Raw genomic sequence first — 17,048 nt, 5'->3', positions numbered from 1 at the left:
GCGGAACCTGCTTATGTTCCTCGACATTTCTCCTTATTCACTCAGGTTAATGAAATAGGGGGTGCTGGCGAACATTTCGGCTGCCAGCGGATCGACATCACCCTCCAACCGGCTGTCGCTCCACCATTGGGCCGGGGGCAGGGCGCCCTGTTCGGTCAAAATCCGTCCGCAGCGGATCATGACGGCGCAGCAAAGGCGCACGCCCGCATGACGGCGTTCGAACGCGAACATATGCGCCGCCAGGGGGCCAGCCGGGCAAAGCGGACGATAGCTGCCCAGCGCGAACAGGTCGGGATGATCCTTCCGGTAGCGGAGCAGGCGCTGGATGAGGGCCATCTTCTCCCCCTCTGCCACGTCGCCGTGGTCCAACAGGCGGAGCCGGCGTGCATAGTCGACGGGCCGCCGGTTGTCGGGATCGACGAGGCTCAGGTCTTCCAGTTCGCTACCCTGATAGATGTCGGGCATGCCGGGCAGGGTGAATTTGAGGGCGGTCTGGACCAGGCTGTCGGCGCGCGCCGCGGGGAGGAGCCGCGTCACGAAGGCCCCCATGTCCTGCGTGAATTCCGGTTTTGCCAGAAGGTGATGCAGCAGCTTACGGGCGTCCGCCTCATAGCCCGCTTCGGGTTGTTCCCAGCTCGATCGCAGCCGCGCTTCGCGGAGGGACTTTTCAAGCCAGCCGGAAATGCGGCCGGGAAAATCCTCCGGCAAAGCCCGATCGGCCGATGCCGGCCATGCGCCGAAAAGCGTCTGAAAGAGCTGGTAACGATCAGCGGGATGAATGTCGGCGCCGCATTCGTCCGCCATGCGCGACCATCGGCCGACCGCCTCCTCCCACAGTCGCGGGACGGCGCTCAGCACCGCAAGCCGCGCACGAACATCCTCGCCGCGCTTATGGTCGTGGGTCGCCGTCGCGAGCATGGCATGGGGAAAGACCTCTGCACGGGCCTGCACCCTTCGGTGAAATTCCTCCGGAGAAAGGGCGAACCGTTCCGGATCGGCGCCCACATCATTGGCAGATAGCAGCGGAGCGTAGCGGTAGAAGGCGGTGTCCTCCACGCCCTTGGCGGCGATGGGTGCGGAAAGCTGCTGGAAGCGCCGCACGGCCTCCGCAGCGCAGTCGGCATCGCCCGGACCAGTGCCTCCCAACCAGTCAAGGATATGCCTTGCCACCTCTGCCTCGCCGGGTGGGAGGTGCGGCTGAACGGCGTTCCAGGCCCGTTCACGGACCGTCGCGTCGCTCATCGGCGCAGCGCGGCCGTCGCCATAGGTGCGATAGACGGGAAAGACCCAGAGCAGCCGTTCGATCGCCCTGCGGATCATTGCGGGGGTGACGGCTTCCAGTGCGGCGTCGGCGGTCCGCGCCGAACCGGCAAGGGCAGCGAACGCAGCGACGCAGGCGGCAAGCTGGCCTTCGAACTGCCAGGACAGCATGTCGCGGCGCGCCTCCAGCAGCACCCTGGCCGGATCGCCATGATCGGGATCGAGGTTCTGCCACAATGCCCGGAGCGGCGCTTCACCGGACGGATCGTGGAGAAGCGCCGTCATGTCGCTCATGAAATCATAGCCGCTGGTGCCGTCGACTCCCCAATCGTGCGAAAGCGGCTCGTCCGCGGCCAGGATCTTCTCCACCACGATATAGGCGCGATCCGGTCCGGAACGGATCGCATCGAATGCGGCGCGCAGGGACCGGCAATAGGCGGCGGGGTCGGACAGGCCATCGACATGGTCGACCCGCACGCCGTCGATCAGCCCCTCCCCGAACAGGTCGAAATATAGCCGGTGCGTGGCATGGAATATGGCGGCGTCCTCGATCCGCAGGCCCGCCAGATCGTTGATCGAGAAAAAGCGCCGCCAGTTCAGCAGGTCATTGGCGGCGCGCCAGTGGACCAGCCGGTAATGCTGCATGTCCAGCAGGCGGCGCAGCTCGTCAGGTTCCTGTTCCAGCGATCCGGGCTTTAGCGGCAGCCGTTGGTCGCCATAGAGCAGCAGGTGCGGATCGTTTCCGGCTGAAAGCCTGATGTCGCCATCCTCGATCGCTTGGGTCAGGGGCGCCCCCAGCAGCGGCAGCACCAGCGGACCGCTCTGCCAGTCGATGTCGAACCAGCCCGCATAGGGGCTATCCGGGCCAAGGCGAAGAACGTCGTTCCAATAAGGGTTTTCGCCGCCCGCCACGCCCATGTGATTGGGCACGATGTCGATGACGATGCCCATGCCCCGCGCGCGAAGCGCGGCGACGAGGCTGCGGAAGCCGCTTTCGCCCCCCAGTTCGGGATTGATGCGGGTCGGATCGATCACGTCATAGCCATGGCTCGATCCGCTGCGCGCCATCGTGATCGGGGATGCATAGACATGGCTCACCCCCAGCGCCGCCAGATAGGGGACGATGTCCTCCGCCGCCGCGAAGGGGAAGTCGCGGGTCAGTTGCAGGCGGTAGGTAGCGCGCGGGATCAAGCGCCCCGCTCCCGGTTCAGCCGGTCGATGCGGCGGGATACATCCGGCCGGTCGAGCAGCTTTTCCATCCTGTCGGGCAGGCGCCGCCGCCAATTGGGATGCGTGTCGACGGTGCCCGGCAGATTGGGCTGTTCGATCATGCCGACCATATCCTCCATCGGAACAAGAAGCAGGGACGAAGGCGTCCCGGCCAGAAAGGCGAGCGCCCGGTCGATCACCATGTCCGGATCGTCTTTCGCGGGCATGGGCGTTGCTTCACCGATGGCGCGCCACAGCGCCTTGCGGTTCTGGTCCCGCTCCGCCCCGCTGTCCCCGCCGCGATCCAGCAGGTGGCTCCACTCAAGATCGCGTCCGGTCCACCAGCCCGCCAGCGTCGGCGTGTCATGCGTCCCGCTCATCGCCACCGATCGCGCCGGATAGGCGGCGGCGGGCAGGAATTCGCCAGCCTCATCGCGCGAGAAGGGCAGCACCGCCATGCCATGGATGCCCGCCGCCTCCAGCGCGGCGCTGAAGCCTGCAGGCCGGGTGCCCAGATCTTCCGCGATCACGATGGCGCGGGCGCGCCACGCCTCCAGCTTCACCAGCCGCAGCAGATCGTCGAACGGATAGCGGAGATAGGCGCCTTCGCTCGCCGCCCGTCCCTCCGGCACGACCCAGAGCCGTTGCAGGCCAAAGCCGTGATCGATGCGGATGCCGCCGCCCGCGGGCATATTGGCGCGCAACATGGCGATGAAGGGTTCGAAACCCCGTTCGACCAGCGCCAGCGGGCTAAAGCCCGTCAGCCCCCAATCCTGCCCCCGGGGGCCGAGCGGGTCGGGCGGCGCGCCGATCCGCAATCCCTGAAGAAAGGCGGCGGGATCGGATCGGGCGTCGCTGCCGCCGGGATCGACGCCGACGGCAAGATCGGCGATGAGGCCGATGGCCATGCCCGCCTCCCGCGCCGCTTGCTGGACGGCATCCAATCCACGCCGGGCATGGGATTGCAACAAGCCGGCGTCGTCACCGCCGACAGTCCGGCGGAGCGCCGCCAATTTGGCCGGGCCGGCCTTGCTCCAGTCGATCAGGTCCGATCCATCCGCTGCGGCTATGGGCTCGGCTTCCCCGAAAAGGATGTTGAGGGCAAGGCGGCTGGAAGGGGAATAGGGCGCGAAGCGGGCAGGGTCGTCCAGCGCATGGACCGGGCTGATCGCCACGGCATCGGCGCCCTTCGCGCCCAGCAGCCGCACCGCCTCGCAAAGCGTGCCGAAATCCCCGAAATCGCCGGAGCCGCGAAGGGATGGGATCTGGATGGCGACACCCCAGCAACGGCGGCCTATCGGCGGGCAGCGATCCGGCGCGATGGCGATGCGGATGCTGCCCTGTGCGGATTCCAGGCGGTAATAGCCCGGTTCCCCCACGCCGGATCGACGCAGGCTGTCCATGCCGATGTCGACGGCATGGCCTGCTTCGTCCAGCAATTGCGCGTCATGCAGCCGGTCGGGCAGGGGGATGGGCTTGTTCCGGTCCGCCGTGATCATGGCCGGCAGGCGATCCAGCCGGTGGCGGAGCGAGGCCCTGCTTCTGGCGATCTCCTCCGGCGTCCCGGCCGGCAGGTCCAGCGCCGTCAATATGGCGCGCAGGCTGCCGTCGCTGACCTCCTGCCGCGCGCCATCGGCATCGGTCCAGCATCGCATCAGCCCGGCTTCGGCGGCAAGGCGGTGAAGGTCGCTCATGGCTCCTCGATCCAAGCGGCGAAGCTGGCAGGGGCGCCGGGGGAATTGGTGGCGAACAGGGGTGGATCGGCCAGGATCGGATCGACGGGTGCGTCGCCCAGATTGAGCAGAATGGAAAGATGGCGGCCTGTTCCCAGCCGCCACCGGGCGCTGACGCAGTTCGGGGACAGCGCCCGGGCGCCCATTGCGCGGCATCCTTCCAGACCGGGCACGACATAGGCGTGGCGCAGGGCAAGCAGATTGCGGTAGAGGGCGCGCCATTCCTCCGCATCCTCGCCCGCGACGATGCGGGATTGCCCGAAAGCCTCAATGGCATTGGGGTCGGGAATGCGCGCGCGGGCTTCCGCGCTGGAAAAGCCGGCAAAACCGGCGAATTCACGCCGCCGCCCCTCGCGCACGGCATCGGCCAGTTCGTCATGGAAATCGGTGAAGAAGAGGAACGGGCTGCGCGCGCCCACCTCCTCCCCCATGAACAGCATCGGGATTTGCGGCATCAGCAGCAGCAGCGCCGTCGCCGCCCTGAGCCGCGCCGGATCGGTCAGGTCGATGATCCGCTCGCCCATCGCCCGGTTGCCGACCTGATCGTGATTCTGGAGGAAGGCGATGAAGGCCGTGGGCGGCAGATGCCCGCTGGGTGCGCCCCGCGTCCTGCCCTGCTGGTGCGGCGAGGCTTCGCCCTGATAGATGAAGCCCTGTTCGAGGCAGCGGGCGAGCTTTTCCGTAGGCTGCCGGGCGAAGTCGGCATAATAGGCGTCCCGCTCGCCGGTCAGCAGCACATGCAGGACATTGTGGAAATCGTCGTTCCATTGCGCGTCATAGCGGCGGCCGGGCATGAGCCGGTCGGGATCGTTGCGTTCATTTTCCAGCATCAGGTGGACATGGCGCTGGGGCCCGATGGCGCCGCGGATTTCGCCCGCCAGCCAGTCGAGGAACCGGTCGTCGCCTATGGCATGGACGGCATCGAAGCGCAGACCGTCGAAGCCATAGTCGTTGAGCCACATCAGCGCGTTTTCGCGGAAGAAGGCGGCGACCGGAGGACGGTCCACGGCGACCGCGCCACCCCAGGGCGTATGCCGCTCCGCATGGAAGAAGGGCGAGGCATAGGCGCCGAGATAATTTCCGTCCGGCCCGAAATGATTATAGACCACGTCCATGAAGATCATGAGGCCATGGCCATGGGCGGCATCGACCAGCGCGCGCAGGTCTTCCGGCGAGCCATAGGCTTCGGCCGGGGCGAAGGGCAGGACACCGTCATAACCCCAGTTCCGTGCCCCGCTGAAGGCATTGACCGGCATCAGTTCGATCGCTGTCACGCCCAGTTCCGCAAGTTCCGGCAACCGGGCCCGGACTCCAGCGAAGCCCTCTGCAAGACCGGCATGGATTTCATAGATGACCGTTTCGGTCCAGGGACGGCCGCGCCAGCTTTCGGCCGGCGGGTCGAGCGCCGTGATGACGCTCCACCCATGGACTCCGCCGGATTGCCGTCGGGAGGCGGGGTCGGGCACCGCCCGTTCCGGATCGAGGCGGAAGCGGTAGCGCGTTCCGGGCCCGGCGGGCGCTTCGGCAAGGAACCATCCGTCCGCCTGCGCGGCCATGGCGATCGGCGCGGCGTCTTCGATCTCCAGCGTCACCGCATCCCGGTCCGGTGCCCAGAGGCGGAAGCGCCAGCGGCCTTCTTCCAGTTCGACAGGGCCCCAGAGCGTCATGCGTCCGGCTTCTCGCCCACCCAGCGCACCAGCACGGCCGAATGGGCCTGCACGCCATAATCGCCGGCGATCTCGAACGATTCCCGCTCGGGCTGGGCGCTGTCGATCAGCACTTCATGCGAAGCGGAGGGCGCCGACAGGTGGAAGTCGATGGGCGCATCGCTGGCGTTCAACAGCAACGAAAGGGCCTCTACCCGTCCGTCCTCCAATCGGTGCGCGCGGCGCATCGCCAGCGCGCGCCCCTCCGGATTGTTCCAGTCCTCCTCGCTCAGCGGGTTCCCGCGCTCGTCCCACCATTCGATGTCGCCCACACCGGAGCCCGGGCCGTCCTGGCCGTAGAGAAAGGTCGATGCGCGCAGCACGGGATGGCTCCTGCGCAGGGCGATTAGCCGGGCGGTGAAGTCGAACAAGGCCTGGCCGGCCTCGCCCTCCATCATCGACCAGTCGAGCCAGCTTATCTCATTATCCTGGCAATAGGCATTGTTGTTGCCGCCCTGGGTCCGCCCGAACTCGTCCCCCGCCACCAGCATCGGCGTGCCGAGCGAGGCGAGCAGCGTCGTCAGCATGGCCCGCCGCACCCGGTTGCGCATGTCGTTGATGGCGGGATCGTCCGTCGGTCCCTCCGCGCCCCAGTTGCGCGAGAGATTATTGTCATGCCCGTCGCGATTATCCTCTCCATTGGCCTCATTATGCCGCTCCTCATAGGAAACGAGGTCGGCCAGCGTGTAGCCGTCATGGCTGGTGAGAAAATTGACGCTGGCCCAGGGCCGGCGGGCGCGGCGGTCGAACAGGTCGCCGGACCCGGAAAGCCGCGCGGCGAGATCGGCGCGCTGCCCCGGATCGCCGCGCCAGAAGCGGCGGGTGGTGTCGCGGAAGCGGTCGTTCCATTCGGCAAAACCCGGCGGGAAATTGCCGAGCTGGTATCCGCCCATGCCGACGTCCCATGGTTCCGCGATCAGCTTCAGCCGGCCCAATATCGGGTCCTGCCGCAGCACGTCGAACAGCCCGGCATTGGGATCGAACCCATGGTCGGTGCGCCCCAGCGTCAGCCCCAGGTCGAAGCGGAAACCGTCGACGCCGAAGCTGGTCGCCCAGTAACGCAGCGAATCCGCCACCATCTGGATCACGCGGGCATGGGTCAGTTTGAAGGTGTTGCCGGTGCCGGTGTCGTTCAGGCAATAGCGTGGCTCGCCCGGCACCAGCCTGTAATAGGTCGCATTGTCGATACCGCGCCAGGACAGGGTCGGCCCCAGTTCGCTCCCTTCGCAGCTATGATTATAGACGACGTCGAGAATGACCTCGATCCCCGCGGCATGCAGCCGGCGCACCGCGACGCGCAGTTCATCATGCGTATCCCCGGCGAAATAGCTGGGTTCCGGCGCGAAGAAGCTGAGCGTGTTATAGCCCCAATAGTTGCGCAGCCCCTTTTCCTGAAGGAAGCGGTCCTGCACGAAGGCGTGGATCGGCATCAGCTCCAGCGTCGTGACGCCCAGTCGCTTCATATGGTCGATGACCCTGGGGTGCGCGAGCGCGGCGAAGGTGCCCCGTTCCTGCGGCGGCGCGGCCTCCAGCAATTTGGTCAGTCCCTTCGCATGGGCTTCGTAGATGACGGTTTCCGACCAGGGCACGTTGGGCCGCACGTCGCGGGACCAGTCGAAACTGTCATGAGTCACCACCGCCTTGGGCATGGCCGCCGCGCTGTCCCGCCGGTCGAAGCCCAGATCGGTGCGCCGCCCCCGTACCGGATAGCCGTGCAGCACGTCGTTCCATCGCAGGCTGCCCGTCAGGCGCCGGGCATAGGGGTCGAGCAGCAGCTTGTTCGGGTTGAAGCGATGCCCCTGTTCCGGCGCATAGGGTCCGTGCACGCGATAGCCATAGAGCAGGCCGGGCCGCGCATCGGGAAGATAGCCGTGCCAGACCTCATCCGTGCATTCCGGCAGGGTCAGGCGGGCGATTTCCTTGCGGCCTTTCGGATCGAACAGGCAGAGGTCAACCCGGTCTGCATTGGCGGAGAAAAGGGCGAAATTGACGCCCAACCCGTCGAAGGTGGCGCCCAGGGGGTAGGGTGATCCGCCCTCAAGGCGGTCGGGATATTGGCTCAAGCGGGCTCCGGCTATGCTGGAATGGACGGATCAGGCCGATTTCGTTCGGGAGGCGGGCCTGGAGAGCAGCTCGGCGGCGGCACCGGTCGCCAGCGGATTGGGGAGGGTGCTGTCCTCCGGAAGTCCGCCGATCTCCGCCTCGGCCTGCCGCCAATGATCCTCGGCCAATCCTTCGGGGTGGCCCTGCGCCTCCCATATGGCATAGGCGCTCTCTCGAATCCTGTCTTCGGTATCGTCCGGCATGGAGCCTCCCTCGGCGGCCCTGATGGCTGCCTCGGTCAAATGCGTGGGATGCGAATAGGATGCGCAGTCTGATCTGGATCAGTAAAATTTCAGCCCGGACGTCAGCCCCGCCCAGCGCCATTGCGCGTCATTCGGTAGCAAGTTCGGGATATTTCTCCATGATCGCGCTGGTCACGCCATTGGTCCAACCGAAGCCGTCCTGTGTCGGATATTCGCCGCCGCCGCCGGGCTTGCGTTCCTCCACATCATATTTTTCCAGCATCCGGCCGGTCTCGACATAGGCGGCCGTCACCGTGCCCAGCCAGCGCCTGGCGATTTCGCGCGCCAGCGCGGCTTCACCCGACCGCTCAAGTCCCGCAATCGCGATCCATTGCAGCGGCGCCCAGCCATTGGGCGTATCCCATTGCTGGCCGGTGCGCAGCGTCGTTGTGCGCAGCCCGCCCACCGCCAGCAACCGGCTCCGCACGGTCGCGCCGACCGCCTTCGCCTGGGCGGGCGAAGCGGCGCCGGCGAACAGCGGGTAGAGCGTGGCGGCCGACAGAACCGGCGTCGGCTTGCGGGCGGTGCGGTCCCAATCGGCATAGCGGCCCTCGCGCGCTACCCAGAAATAGCGGTCCAGCGCTCCGCGCCTCTGCCTTGCCAGACGGGTGAAGCGATCGGCGCAGGCGCCGTCCCGCGCTTCGCCGCAACGGCGGGCGATGGTCTCCTCCACGATCAGCATCAGGCTGTTGAGGTCGACGGGCACGATGTCGGCGGTGCGGATCGATGAAAGCCGGCGCGGGTCCGCTAGCCAGCGGCTGCTGAAGTCCCATCCGCTTTCCGCCCCGGCGCGCAGATGGCGGTAGAGCGCCTGGGCGGGGCGCGTCCGGTCCTCTGCCGCCGTCGCCACATCTTCGGCATAGGATTCGTCGCGGGGCTGCGGAACATCGTCCCAATAGCGGTTGAGCAGCGTGCCGTCCGGCATTTTGACGACCCGCGCGCATGCGCCGCCGGCGTCGACACAGCTGGCGCCCCTCATCCAATAATCATATTCGCGGCGCAACGCGGCAAGCCGTCGGGCGTCGACCGTGGGATCGCCCTGTTTCGACAGGCCCAGCATCAGCGCGAAAAAGGGCGGCTGCGACCGGCCCAGATAATAGCTGCGCATGCCGTTGGGAATATGGCCATAGCGCTCGATGGCCGCCGTGAAATCCGTCAGCATGGATTCGATCAGCGGCTGCTGCCCGTCGACGGCCAGGCCGAGCATGGTGAAATAGCTGTCCCAATAATAGATTTCGCGGAAGCGGCCGCCCGGCACGACATAGGGCGCCTCCATCGGCAGGGCGGAACTGCCCGGCGCCACGGCTTCGGGCTGGCGCACCAGCGTGGGCCAGAGCGTCCGGATGTGCCGGCGCAGGGTGCCGGCGTTACGGTCATTGACGCCCGGCACGGCGAAATTGGCAAGGACGAAGCTGCGCAGCGCTTCCTTGTCCTGCGGCCTGCTGCTTCGGAAATCGGCCATGATCGCGTCCGGCGCGCGCCGGGGCACTGCGTCGACGAAGGTCTTGCCGTCGGGGAACAGCCGCTGCGTTTGCACGGCCCGGAACAGGTCGCCATAAATCTCCGCCGGGGAGGTTTGGGCCGAAATCGACGCCGGCAGCGTCAATATTGCAGCCAGCATGACGATACGCCGCCAGGGCGACGACTTCATGGCCGATCGGACGTGCATGGTTCCTCTCTCCTTGACCGAAGACTTTATTATGATGCGCTCCCGTGCCGCGCGGACCGGCTTCTTCTCGCTCTCTTCACCGGAGGGATCAAAGGAAAACCTCTCTCCATTGAGACATTAATGCAACGATTGCGCGGAAAAAAGAAGAGCATAGCGGCTATGGATGCACTTTCCATTCCGTCATCGAAAACAGATGCAGTATGTCAGCGGCAGATCGGCGGGGCATCGATCGCGCCGACTTCGGAAGAGGGAGGAAGTCATGCCGAAAAGCCTTCAACGCCGCCTGATGGCGGGTGTTACCGTCAGCGCCTTTTTCACCGCCTTTCCCGCCCTGGCCCAGGTTGCGGGCAGCAGCGCCGCTCCGCCGGAAGAAGCCAGCGACGTCGAGATCGTGGTCGTCGGCACCGCCGGCGCGGGCACGCGGCGGCAGGATGCGTCCTTCGCCGTCACCTCGCTCAATAGCGAAGCGATCACGCGGGCGGCGCCTAACAGCACCGCCGACCTGCTGCGCACCGTGCCGGGCGTCATGGCGGAAAGCTCCGGTGGCCAGAACGGCGCCAATATCTTCGTGCGCGGCTATCCGTCGGGTGGCGACGCGCAGTTCGTGACCTTCCAGCTTGCCGGCGTGCCGATCTTTCCGCCGCCGACATTGTCCTTCCTGGAAAACTCGCAACTCATCCGGCTGGACGAGACGGTGCAGCGCGTCGAAGCGGTGCGCGGCGGCACCGGCTCCCTCTTCTCCAGCGGCCAGCCGGGCCTGACCGTAAACGTCGTGCCGCGGATCGGCGGGGCGAATTTCAAGGGTTCGGCCAAGATTTCCTATACCGATTATGACGAGATTCGCGGCGACGCCTGGGTCTCCGGCCCGCTCGGCCCCGACACGGGTTTCATGGTCGGCGGCTTCTACGCGCAGGGCAACGGCATTCGCGATCCGCGCTATCGGGCGGAAAAGGGCGGCCAGATCACCGCGAACATCCATCATGACTTTGGCGGCCGCGGTTCCGTGGAGGTATATGCCCGCTATCTCAACGATCACGGCCAGTGGCTGCTGCCGATCCCCGTCGTCTCGAACGGCGGCAAGATCAGCGCCTATCCCGGCTTCGATGCGGGGACGGACACGCTGAACGGTCCGGATACGCGCCGCGTCACCAATCTGGTCGGGCGCGCCGTCGATCTGGCCGACGGACGCGGGGCCAAGGTGATCAACACCGGCATCACCTTCGATTACGAACTGGTCGACGGGCTGCGTTTCCGCGAGCGCATGAGCTTCCTGGGCGGGCGCGCCGACACGGTCGGGCTGGTGCCGGTGGCGGCGCCGGTGGCCGCTTCCGCCATGGCGCAGACGCTGGGCGGAACGGGCGCGACGCTGGCCTCGCTCACCTATGCCAATGGCGGTGGCGTGGTTCCGACCGGAGCCAATACGCAGGTGCTGCGCGCCGGCATCTGGGAAGTGCGCAAGAAGATCTCCTCCTTCGTCGCGGACAGCGCGCTGGAATGGGCTTCGGGCAACAACAAGCTGACCGGCGGCTATTATTTCGCGGATTACACCACCCGCGACCAATGGGTGCTGGGCAATCAGGTGCTGTTGCAGGCGGAACCCAATGCGCGGCGGCTCGACATGACGCTGACCAGTGGAGTCGGGGTGTTGCAGGCAGCGACGCTCAACGGTTTCTCCAGCGGGCCCGCCTTCCAGGTGCGCGGCAATTATGAGGGCAAGGACTATGCCTTCTACGCGGTGGATGAATTGCAGATCACGCCCGAACTGCGCGTGGATGGCGGCGTGCGGTGGCAGCGCCATGTGGTCGATGCGACGCTCAGCACATCGGCCGATGGCGGCTCGTTCGATCTGGACGGCAATCCCAACACATTGTACGACAATGCGATTACTCGGCTGGGGCCGCCACGCTCAATCCGTTACCGGGACTCGGCCTGGTCGTGGACCGTGGGCGCGAATTACGATTTCAGCCGGGAGATCGGTGTGTTCGCCCGGTACAGCCGGGGCAACAGCTTCCCGCAATTCGACAATCTTCGCGAGGCGTCCGCCACCAATATTGCGGACAAGACCGGCCTTGCCGCCGTTGCCGAGGTGGATACCTATGAGGCGGGCGTGAAAATATCGACTGCCTTCGCCAATCTCTATGCGACGGTGTTCCACAACAAGTTCGATGGTCTTGCCACCACGACGCTGATCAACAATGTGCCGATCAGTTCGAATGGCGGCGCGAAGGCGACGGGCGTGGAACTGGAAGGCGCGCTGCGGCCGTTCGAAGGGTTCAGCATTTCCGGCGCGCTGACCTGGCTGGACGCCACCTATCGCGGCTTTTTCAGCGGCGGCGGCACGATCGACAACACCGGCAACCGCGTGCAGCGGCAGCCCAAATGGGCCTGGCGCGTCACCCCTGCCTATGAAGTGACGGTGGGCAGCCTCAAACCCTCCGTCTTCGCGACGCTGCAATATACCGGGGATCGTTTCTCCGATCCGGAGAACAACCAGTTGCTGCCGAATTTCTACCAGCTTGACGCGGGCGTGGCTGTCACCGTCAACGACCGCATCCGCCTGGCCGTCACGGGCAACAACCTGACCGACGAGATCGGATTGACGGAGGGCAATCCGCGCATCATCGGCGGGCAAGGCTCCGGCCCGATCCTGGCGCGCCCGATCCTGGGCCGATCCTTCCGGTTTAGCGCCGCGGTCAATTTCTGACCGCTGATGGACCGGCGCGACCTTCTGAAGGGAATGGCCGGGGCGGCGGCAGCGTCCGTCGCCCCGGCCGGCCTGTCCCAGACGCGGCGGGGCAGGGCGCGCAACGTGCTGCTGCTGATTTCCGACGATCAGGGCCTGGACCTCGGCTGCTATGGCGTGCCGATCCGCACCCCGCGCATCGATCGGCTGGCGGGGGAGGGGACGCGCTTCACCCAGGGCTTTGCCGCCGTATCCTCCTGCAGTCCCAGCCGGGCGGTGATCAATAGCGGGCTCTACACGCACCAGAACGGCATGTACGGGCTCCAGCACGACATCCATCACCAGTCGTTGCTGCCGGGAATAGAAACGCTGCCCTCGCTCCTGCGCCGGGCGGGCCATGCGACGGCGCTTGTGGGCAAGAAGCATGTGGGGCCGGACTCGGCCTTTCCCTATGAGGCGGAACTTGTGCCCGAACGGTCGGGCATCCGCGATGTCCGCGAACTCGCGATTGCGGCGTCCAGCTTCATCCGCTCCACGGACGATCGGCCTTTCTTCGTCACCATCGCCTATAGCGATCCGCATCGCGCCGCCGTCAATTATGGCAATGACCGGCCGTCGCCGGGCGTGAAGCCGGCCCGCTACGATCCGCGCAAAGTGCCCGTTCCGTCCCATCTGCCCGATCTGCCGGCCATCAGAGCCGACCTGGCGGAATATTATGAGTCCGTCAGCCGTCTGGACAGCGGGGTCGGCATGGTCCTGGACGATCTTGCCGCGACCGGCCGCGCCGACGATACGCTGGTGATCTTCCTCAGCGACAATGGGCGGCCCTTTCCCGGCGCGAAGACCAACCTCTACGACGCCGGACTGCACCTGCCGCTGATCATCCGCGCCCCGGGAAGCGCGACCGCGGTCAACGATGCGATGGTGAGCTGGGTCGACATCGCGCCGACCATATTGGAATGGACCGGCGTCGCCGCGCCGACCGCCTATGCGCTTTCCGGCCGTTCGCTGCTGCCGCTGCTGGGCCGTCGCGCCGATCCGCAACGCGACGCCGTGTTCGCCAGCCACGACTTTCATGAGATCAACCAATATTATCCCATGCGGGCCATCCGCACGCGGACGCACAGCTATATTCTCAACCTCGCTTCCCCGCTGGACTATCCCATCGCCGGAGACGTGGCGGGTTCTCCGGCGTGGAAGGCGATCAGCGCCGATCCCGCCATCCGCCTGGGGAAGAGGACGCTGGCAGCCTATCTCAAGCGGGACGCGGAGGAGCTTTACGACCTGATGCGCGATCCGGATGAGCTAGGGAACGTCGCCGCCGATCCCGCCTATGCCGGGGTGAAGCGGACGCTGTCCGAACGTCTGCATGCCATGCGGGCGGCGACCAAAGACCCCTGGCTGGCCGGACAGACCGATCCCTATTCGCATATGGGACGGCCGTGATGGCGGACGAGCTGGACCGACGCGGCCTGTTGCTGGCCGGCAGCGCGGGGGCATTCGGCCTTTACAGTTGGGCGGCGGCGGATGCCGCGGCCGTCCCGGCCAAAAAGAAGCGGTTGAAGCTGCGCCGCCGCGCGGGGACCAGGCCGAAGAATATCCTGGTCGTCCTCACCGACGATCATCGCTACGACGCGATCGGCTTCATGAAGGCGCAATCCTTCGGGGAGACGCCGACGCTGGACCGGCTGGCGCGGGAGGGGGTGCATTTCAGGAACGCCTTCGTCACCACCGCCCTGTGTTCGCCCAGTCGCGCCACGATCTTCACCGGGCTCTATGCGCATCAGCACAGGGTGGTGGACAATAATCATCCGATACCGGCCGGCCTCATCTATTATCCCGAATATCTCCGGCAGGCGGGCTATGAGACCGCCTTCATCGGCAAATGGCACATGGGGCAGGAAACGGACCAGCCCCAGCCCGGCTTCGACCATTGGGTCAGCTTCAAGGGGCAGGGCACCTATCTGCCGGGCGAGGATGGCCTGAACGTCAATGGCCGCAAGGTGCCGCAAAGGGGCTATATCACCGACGAACTGACCGACTATGCGATGGACTGGATCGGCAAGCGCGACGGCAAGCGCCCGTGGATGATGCATCTGGCGCACAAGGCCGTCCATTCGGAGTTCATTCCGGCCGAGCGGCATGCAGGGCGCTATTCCGGGGAGACGTTCCGCTATCCGGACACGATGAAGCCAGATGTTCCGGGCCGGCCGATGTGGGTCGAAAACCAGCGCAACAGTTGGCACGGCGTCGACTATGCCTATCACGGCAAGCTCGACATCGCCGACTATTACAAGCGCTATATGGAAACATTGCTGGCCGTCGACGAAGGACTGGCGCGTATCATGGACCTGCTGGAACGAAGGGGCGATCTGGACGACACGCTGATCCTCTATATGGGCGACAACGGGTTCATGTTCGGGGAACATGGGCTGATCGACAAGCGCGCCGCCTATGAGGAATCGATGCGCGTGCCGATGCTGATGCGTTGTCCCTCCCTCTTCGGCCCGCGGACGGTGGAGGACATCGTCGCCAATCTCGACGTCGCGCCCACCATGCTCGCCGCCGCAGGGCTGGAGGCACCGGATGGGCTTGCCGGCATGGACATGTTGCCGCTGGCGCAGGGACGGGCGGTCCCGTGGCGCAAGGATCTGGTTTATGAATATTATTGGGAACGCAACTTCCCGCAGACGCCGACCGTCCATGCCCTGCGCGGGGATCGGTATAAATATATCCACTTCCACGGCATCTGGGACGTGGACGAACTGTACGACCTGGCGGCCGATCCGCAGGAGAGCGACAATCTGCTGGCCAGGCCGGGGCATGAGCAACTGGCCGAACGGATGAGCGCGAAGCTGTTCCGGATGCTGCAGGAAACGGGCGGCATGCAGATTCCGCTCAGCCCGGATGCCGGGGAGCGGAACGAACTGCGCGATCCCAAAGGCTCGCCGGCCGCTCCTTTCCCGCCGCGCTTCTATCGGCCATCGGGAAGATAGCGACGCGAAGATACGGCAGGGCGGACGGAAGGGGACCGGAAGATGAAATTGGTCATCGAACCTTTGCCGACGCCTCCATCACCCCGCGCCCGAACTCGTTGCGCTCGACGACAGCCATGCACCTCTGCTGGCTGAGGAATCGCTGCCGGAAACGCCATCGTCCAGTCCCACCGTATCGGGCCGGAAACCGGCATGGCGCGGCAAGGCATCGGCCATTTCGAACCAGGCAATGCGGCTGGCATCCCAGATATGGAATTGAGGGGCAAGGGCGGAGGGATCGTCAAGCGTGGCAATCGTGAAGTCGATCGTGTCGGGCTGGTGATCGACCTGCATGGTGAGAGGCGTTCCGCACGCGGCGCAAAAGCCGCGCTCGCCAAAGTCGGAGGACCGGCGGACGGCGCGTTCGCCCGCGACGATGCGAAAGTCCCCGACCGGAACCGTGGCGAACGCCATGACTGGCGCGCCGCTCGTCAACTGGCATAGCCGGCAGTGGCAATAACCTGCATCGAAGGGCGGGGAATGAAGCGCATAACGCACCGCGCCGCAGGCGCAGCCGCCAGAAAGCATGGCAGAGGCGTTCATCATCCCTTCTCCCTGGCGCGCGGCGGCGGCGCATCCGCCAGTTCGATCCAGACCGGCGCATGGTCGCTGGTCTTTTCCCAGCCGCGCACGTTGCGATCCACTTCGGCGGCGACGAGCCGGTTCGAAAGGGCCGGACTGAGCAGCAGGTGATCGATCCTGAGCCCCGCATTGCGCGCATGGGCGTTCCGGAAATAATCCCAGAAGGTGTAGATGGTTTCATCGGGATGAAGCGTGCGGAGGCTGTCCGTCCAGCCCTGGTCGAGCAGACGGAAATAGGCCGCCCTGACCTCCGGCGCGAACAGCGCGTCGTCGCGCCAGCGTTCCGGCTTATAGACGTCGAGGTCCGTGGGCATGACGTTGAAGTCGCCGGCGAGCACGACCGGCAGTCGCTGGTCGATGAACCCGGCGGCATGGTCGATCAGCCGGTCGAACCAGCGGAGCTTATAGTCGAACTTGGGGCCGGGGCGGGGATTGCCATTGGGAAGATAGAGGCCGCCTATGAGGATGCCGTTCACCGCCGCCTCGATATAGCGGCTGTGGCTGTCGTCGGGATCGCCGGGCAGGCCGCGCCGGGTTTCGTGGATTTCGCCGACGCGGCTGAGGATCGCCACGCCGTTCCAGCTTTTCTGGCCATGCCAGACCGCATCATATCCAAGGTCACGGATCGGTACCTCCGGAAACTTCTCGTCGGGCGCCTTGAGTTCCTGAAGGCAGACGATGTCAGGCCGCGTCTCGGCCAGCCAGCGAAGCAGGACAGGGAGCCGGCCGTTGACCCCGTTCACATTGTAGGTCGCGACCTTCACGGCCTGGGCGACAGCCGGCGGGCGTCATGGGCCATGACCGCCGCATCTCGCGCCAAAATATC

At 65.9% G+C, this 17,048-nt stretch carries 11 protein-coding genes; 3 read left to right on the top strand and 8 right to left on the bottom strand.

Translation table 11 applies throughout. The features are described 5' to 3' along the window. Positions 1-33 precede the first annotated feature (33 nt). The 6 genes from treY to treF form a co-directional block, all read right to left on the bottom strand. Positions 34-2,451, bottom strand: coding sequence for a malto-oligosyltrehalose synthase (gene treY, locus A8G00_RS14770; RefSeq protein ID WP_103001021.1), 2,418 nt, complete (start codon positions 2,449-2,451; stop codon positions 34-36). Further along, the gene (gene malQ, locus A8G00_RS14765; protein ID WP_103001020.1) at positions 2,448-4,163 is read right to left on the bottom strand and encodes a 4-alpha-glucanotransferase; all 1,716 of its coding nucleotides are present in this window, start codon (positions 4,161-4,163) and stop codon (positions 2,448-2,450) included. The genes treY and malQ overlap by 4 nt, the downstream gene beginning before the upstream one ends. Next, positions 4,160-5,869, bottom strand: coding sequence for a malto-oligosyltrehalose trehalohydrolase (treZ, locus tag A8G00_RS14760; protein ID WP_103001019.1), 1,710 nt, complete (start codon positions 5,867-5,869; stop codon positions 4,160-4,162). Before treZ ends, malQ begins: the two co-directional genes overlap by 4 nt. Next, positions 5,866-7,971, bottom strand: coding sequence for a glycogen debranching protein GlgX (glgX, locus tag A8G00_RS14755; RefSeq protein WP_103001018.1), 2,106 nt, complete (start codon positions 7,969-7,971; stop codon positions 5,866-5,868). Before glgX ends, treZ begins: the two co-directional genes overlap by 4 nt. 30 nt (positions 7,972-8,001) lie before the next feature. Then, a complete protein-coding gene (locus A8G00_RS14750; protein ID WP_103001032.1) occupies positions 8,002-8,214 on the bottom strand; it encodes a DUF2934 domain-containing protein in 213 nt (70 codons plus the stop codon). Between the two features lie 127 nt (positions 8,215-8,341). Next, positions 8,342-9,922, bottom strand: coding sequence for an alpha,alpha-trehalase TreF (gene treF, locus A8G00_RS14745; RefSeq protein ID WP_238320133.1), 1,581 nt, complete (start codon positions 9,920-9,922; stop codon positions 8,342-8,344). Between the two features lie 259 nt (positions 9,923-10,181). On the opposite strand from treF, the gene A8G00_RS14740 reads away from it, so the two are divergent. The 3 genes from A8G00_RS14740 to A8G00_RS14730 are packed head-to-tail and all read left to right on the top strand — an operon-like array spanning position 10,182 to position 15,601. Then, a complete protein-coding gene (locus A8G00_RS14740; protein ID WP_172451864.1) occupies positions 10,182-12,626 on the top strand; it encodes a TonB-dependent receptor in 2,445 nt (814 codons plus the stop codon). A gap of 6 nt (positions 12,627-12,632) precedes the next feature. Beyond that, positions 12,633-14,051, top strand: a complete 1,419-nt coding sequence (locus tag A8G00_RS14735; RefSeq protein WP_103001016.1) for a sulfatase — start codon at positions 12,633-12,635, stop codon at positions 14,049-14,051. Beyond that, positions 14,051-15,601: a sulfatase gene (locus A8G00_RS14730; protein WP_103001015.1), complete on the top strand. Its 1,551-nt coding sequence runs from the start codon at positions 14,051-14,053 to the stop codon at positions 15,599-15,601. Before A8G00_RS14735 ends, A8G00_RS14730 begins: the two co-directional genes overlap by 1 nt. 78 nt (positions 15,602-15,679) lie before the next feature. On the opposite strand, the gene A8G00_RS14725 is transcribed toward A8G00_RS14730, so the two are convergent. Beyond that, complete coding sequence (locus A8G00_RS14725) at positions 15,680-16,186, bottom strand: GFA family protein (RefSeq protein WP_216365617.1); 507 nt, start codon at positions 16,184-16,186, stop codon at positions 15,680-15,682. Beyond that, a complete protein-coding gene (gene xth, locus A8G00_RS14720) occupies positions 16,183-16,986 on the bottom strand; it encodes an exodeoxyribonuclease III (RefSeq protein WP_103001013.1) in 804 nt (267 codons plus the stop codon). Before xth ends, A8G00_RS14725 begins: the two co-directional genes overlap by 4 nt. Positions 16,987-17,048 lie beyond the last annotated feature (62 nt).

Origin of the sequence: Sphingobium sp. SA916 (genome assembly GCF_002894065.1) — a bacterium.
GTDB classification, from domain to species: Bacteria; Pseudomonadota; Alphaproteobacteria; order Sphingomonadales; family Sphingomonadaceae; genus Sphingobium; species Sphingobium fuliginis.
This window is presented reverse-complemented; position numbering and strand designations above follow the sequence as displayed.

Coding starts and splice junctions, on each gene's coding strand:
- A8G00_RS14735 (WP_103001016.1), top strand. CDS start 12,633: ATGGACCGGCGCGACCTTCTGAAGGGAATGGCCGGGGCGGCGGCAGCG.
- A8G00_RS14750 (WP_103001032.1), bottom strand. CDS start 8,214: ATGCCGGACGATACCGAAGACAGGATTCGAGAGAGCGCCTATGCCATA.
- A8G00_RS14725 (WP_216365617.1), bottom strand. CDS start 16,186: ATGATGAACGCCTCTGCCATGCTTTCTGGCGGCTGCGCCTGCGGCGCG.
- treF (WP_238320133.1), bottom strand. CDS start 9,922: ATGCACGTCCGATCGGCCATGAAGTCGTCGCCCTGGCGGCGTATCGTC.
- A8G00_RS14730 (WP_103001015.1), top strand. CDS start 14,051: ATGGCGGACGAGCTGGACCGACGCGGCCTGTTGCTGGCCGGCAGCGCG.
- treZ (WP_103001019.1), bottom strand. CDS start 5,869: ATGACGCTCTGGGGCCCTGTCGAACTGGAAGAAGGCCGCTGGCGCTTC.
- malQ (WP_103001020.1), bottom strand. CDS start 4,163: ATGAGCGACCTTCACCGCCTTGCCGCCGAAGCCGGGCTGATGCGATGC.
- A8G00_RS14740 (WP_172451864.1), top strand. CDS start 10,182: ATGCCGAAAAGCCTTCAACGCCGCCTGATGGCGGGTGTTACCGTCAGC.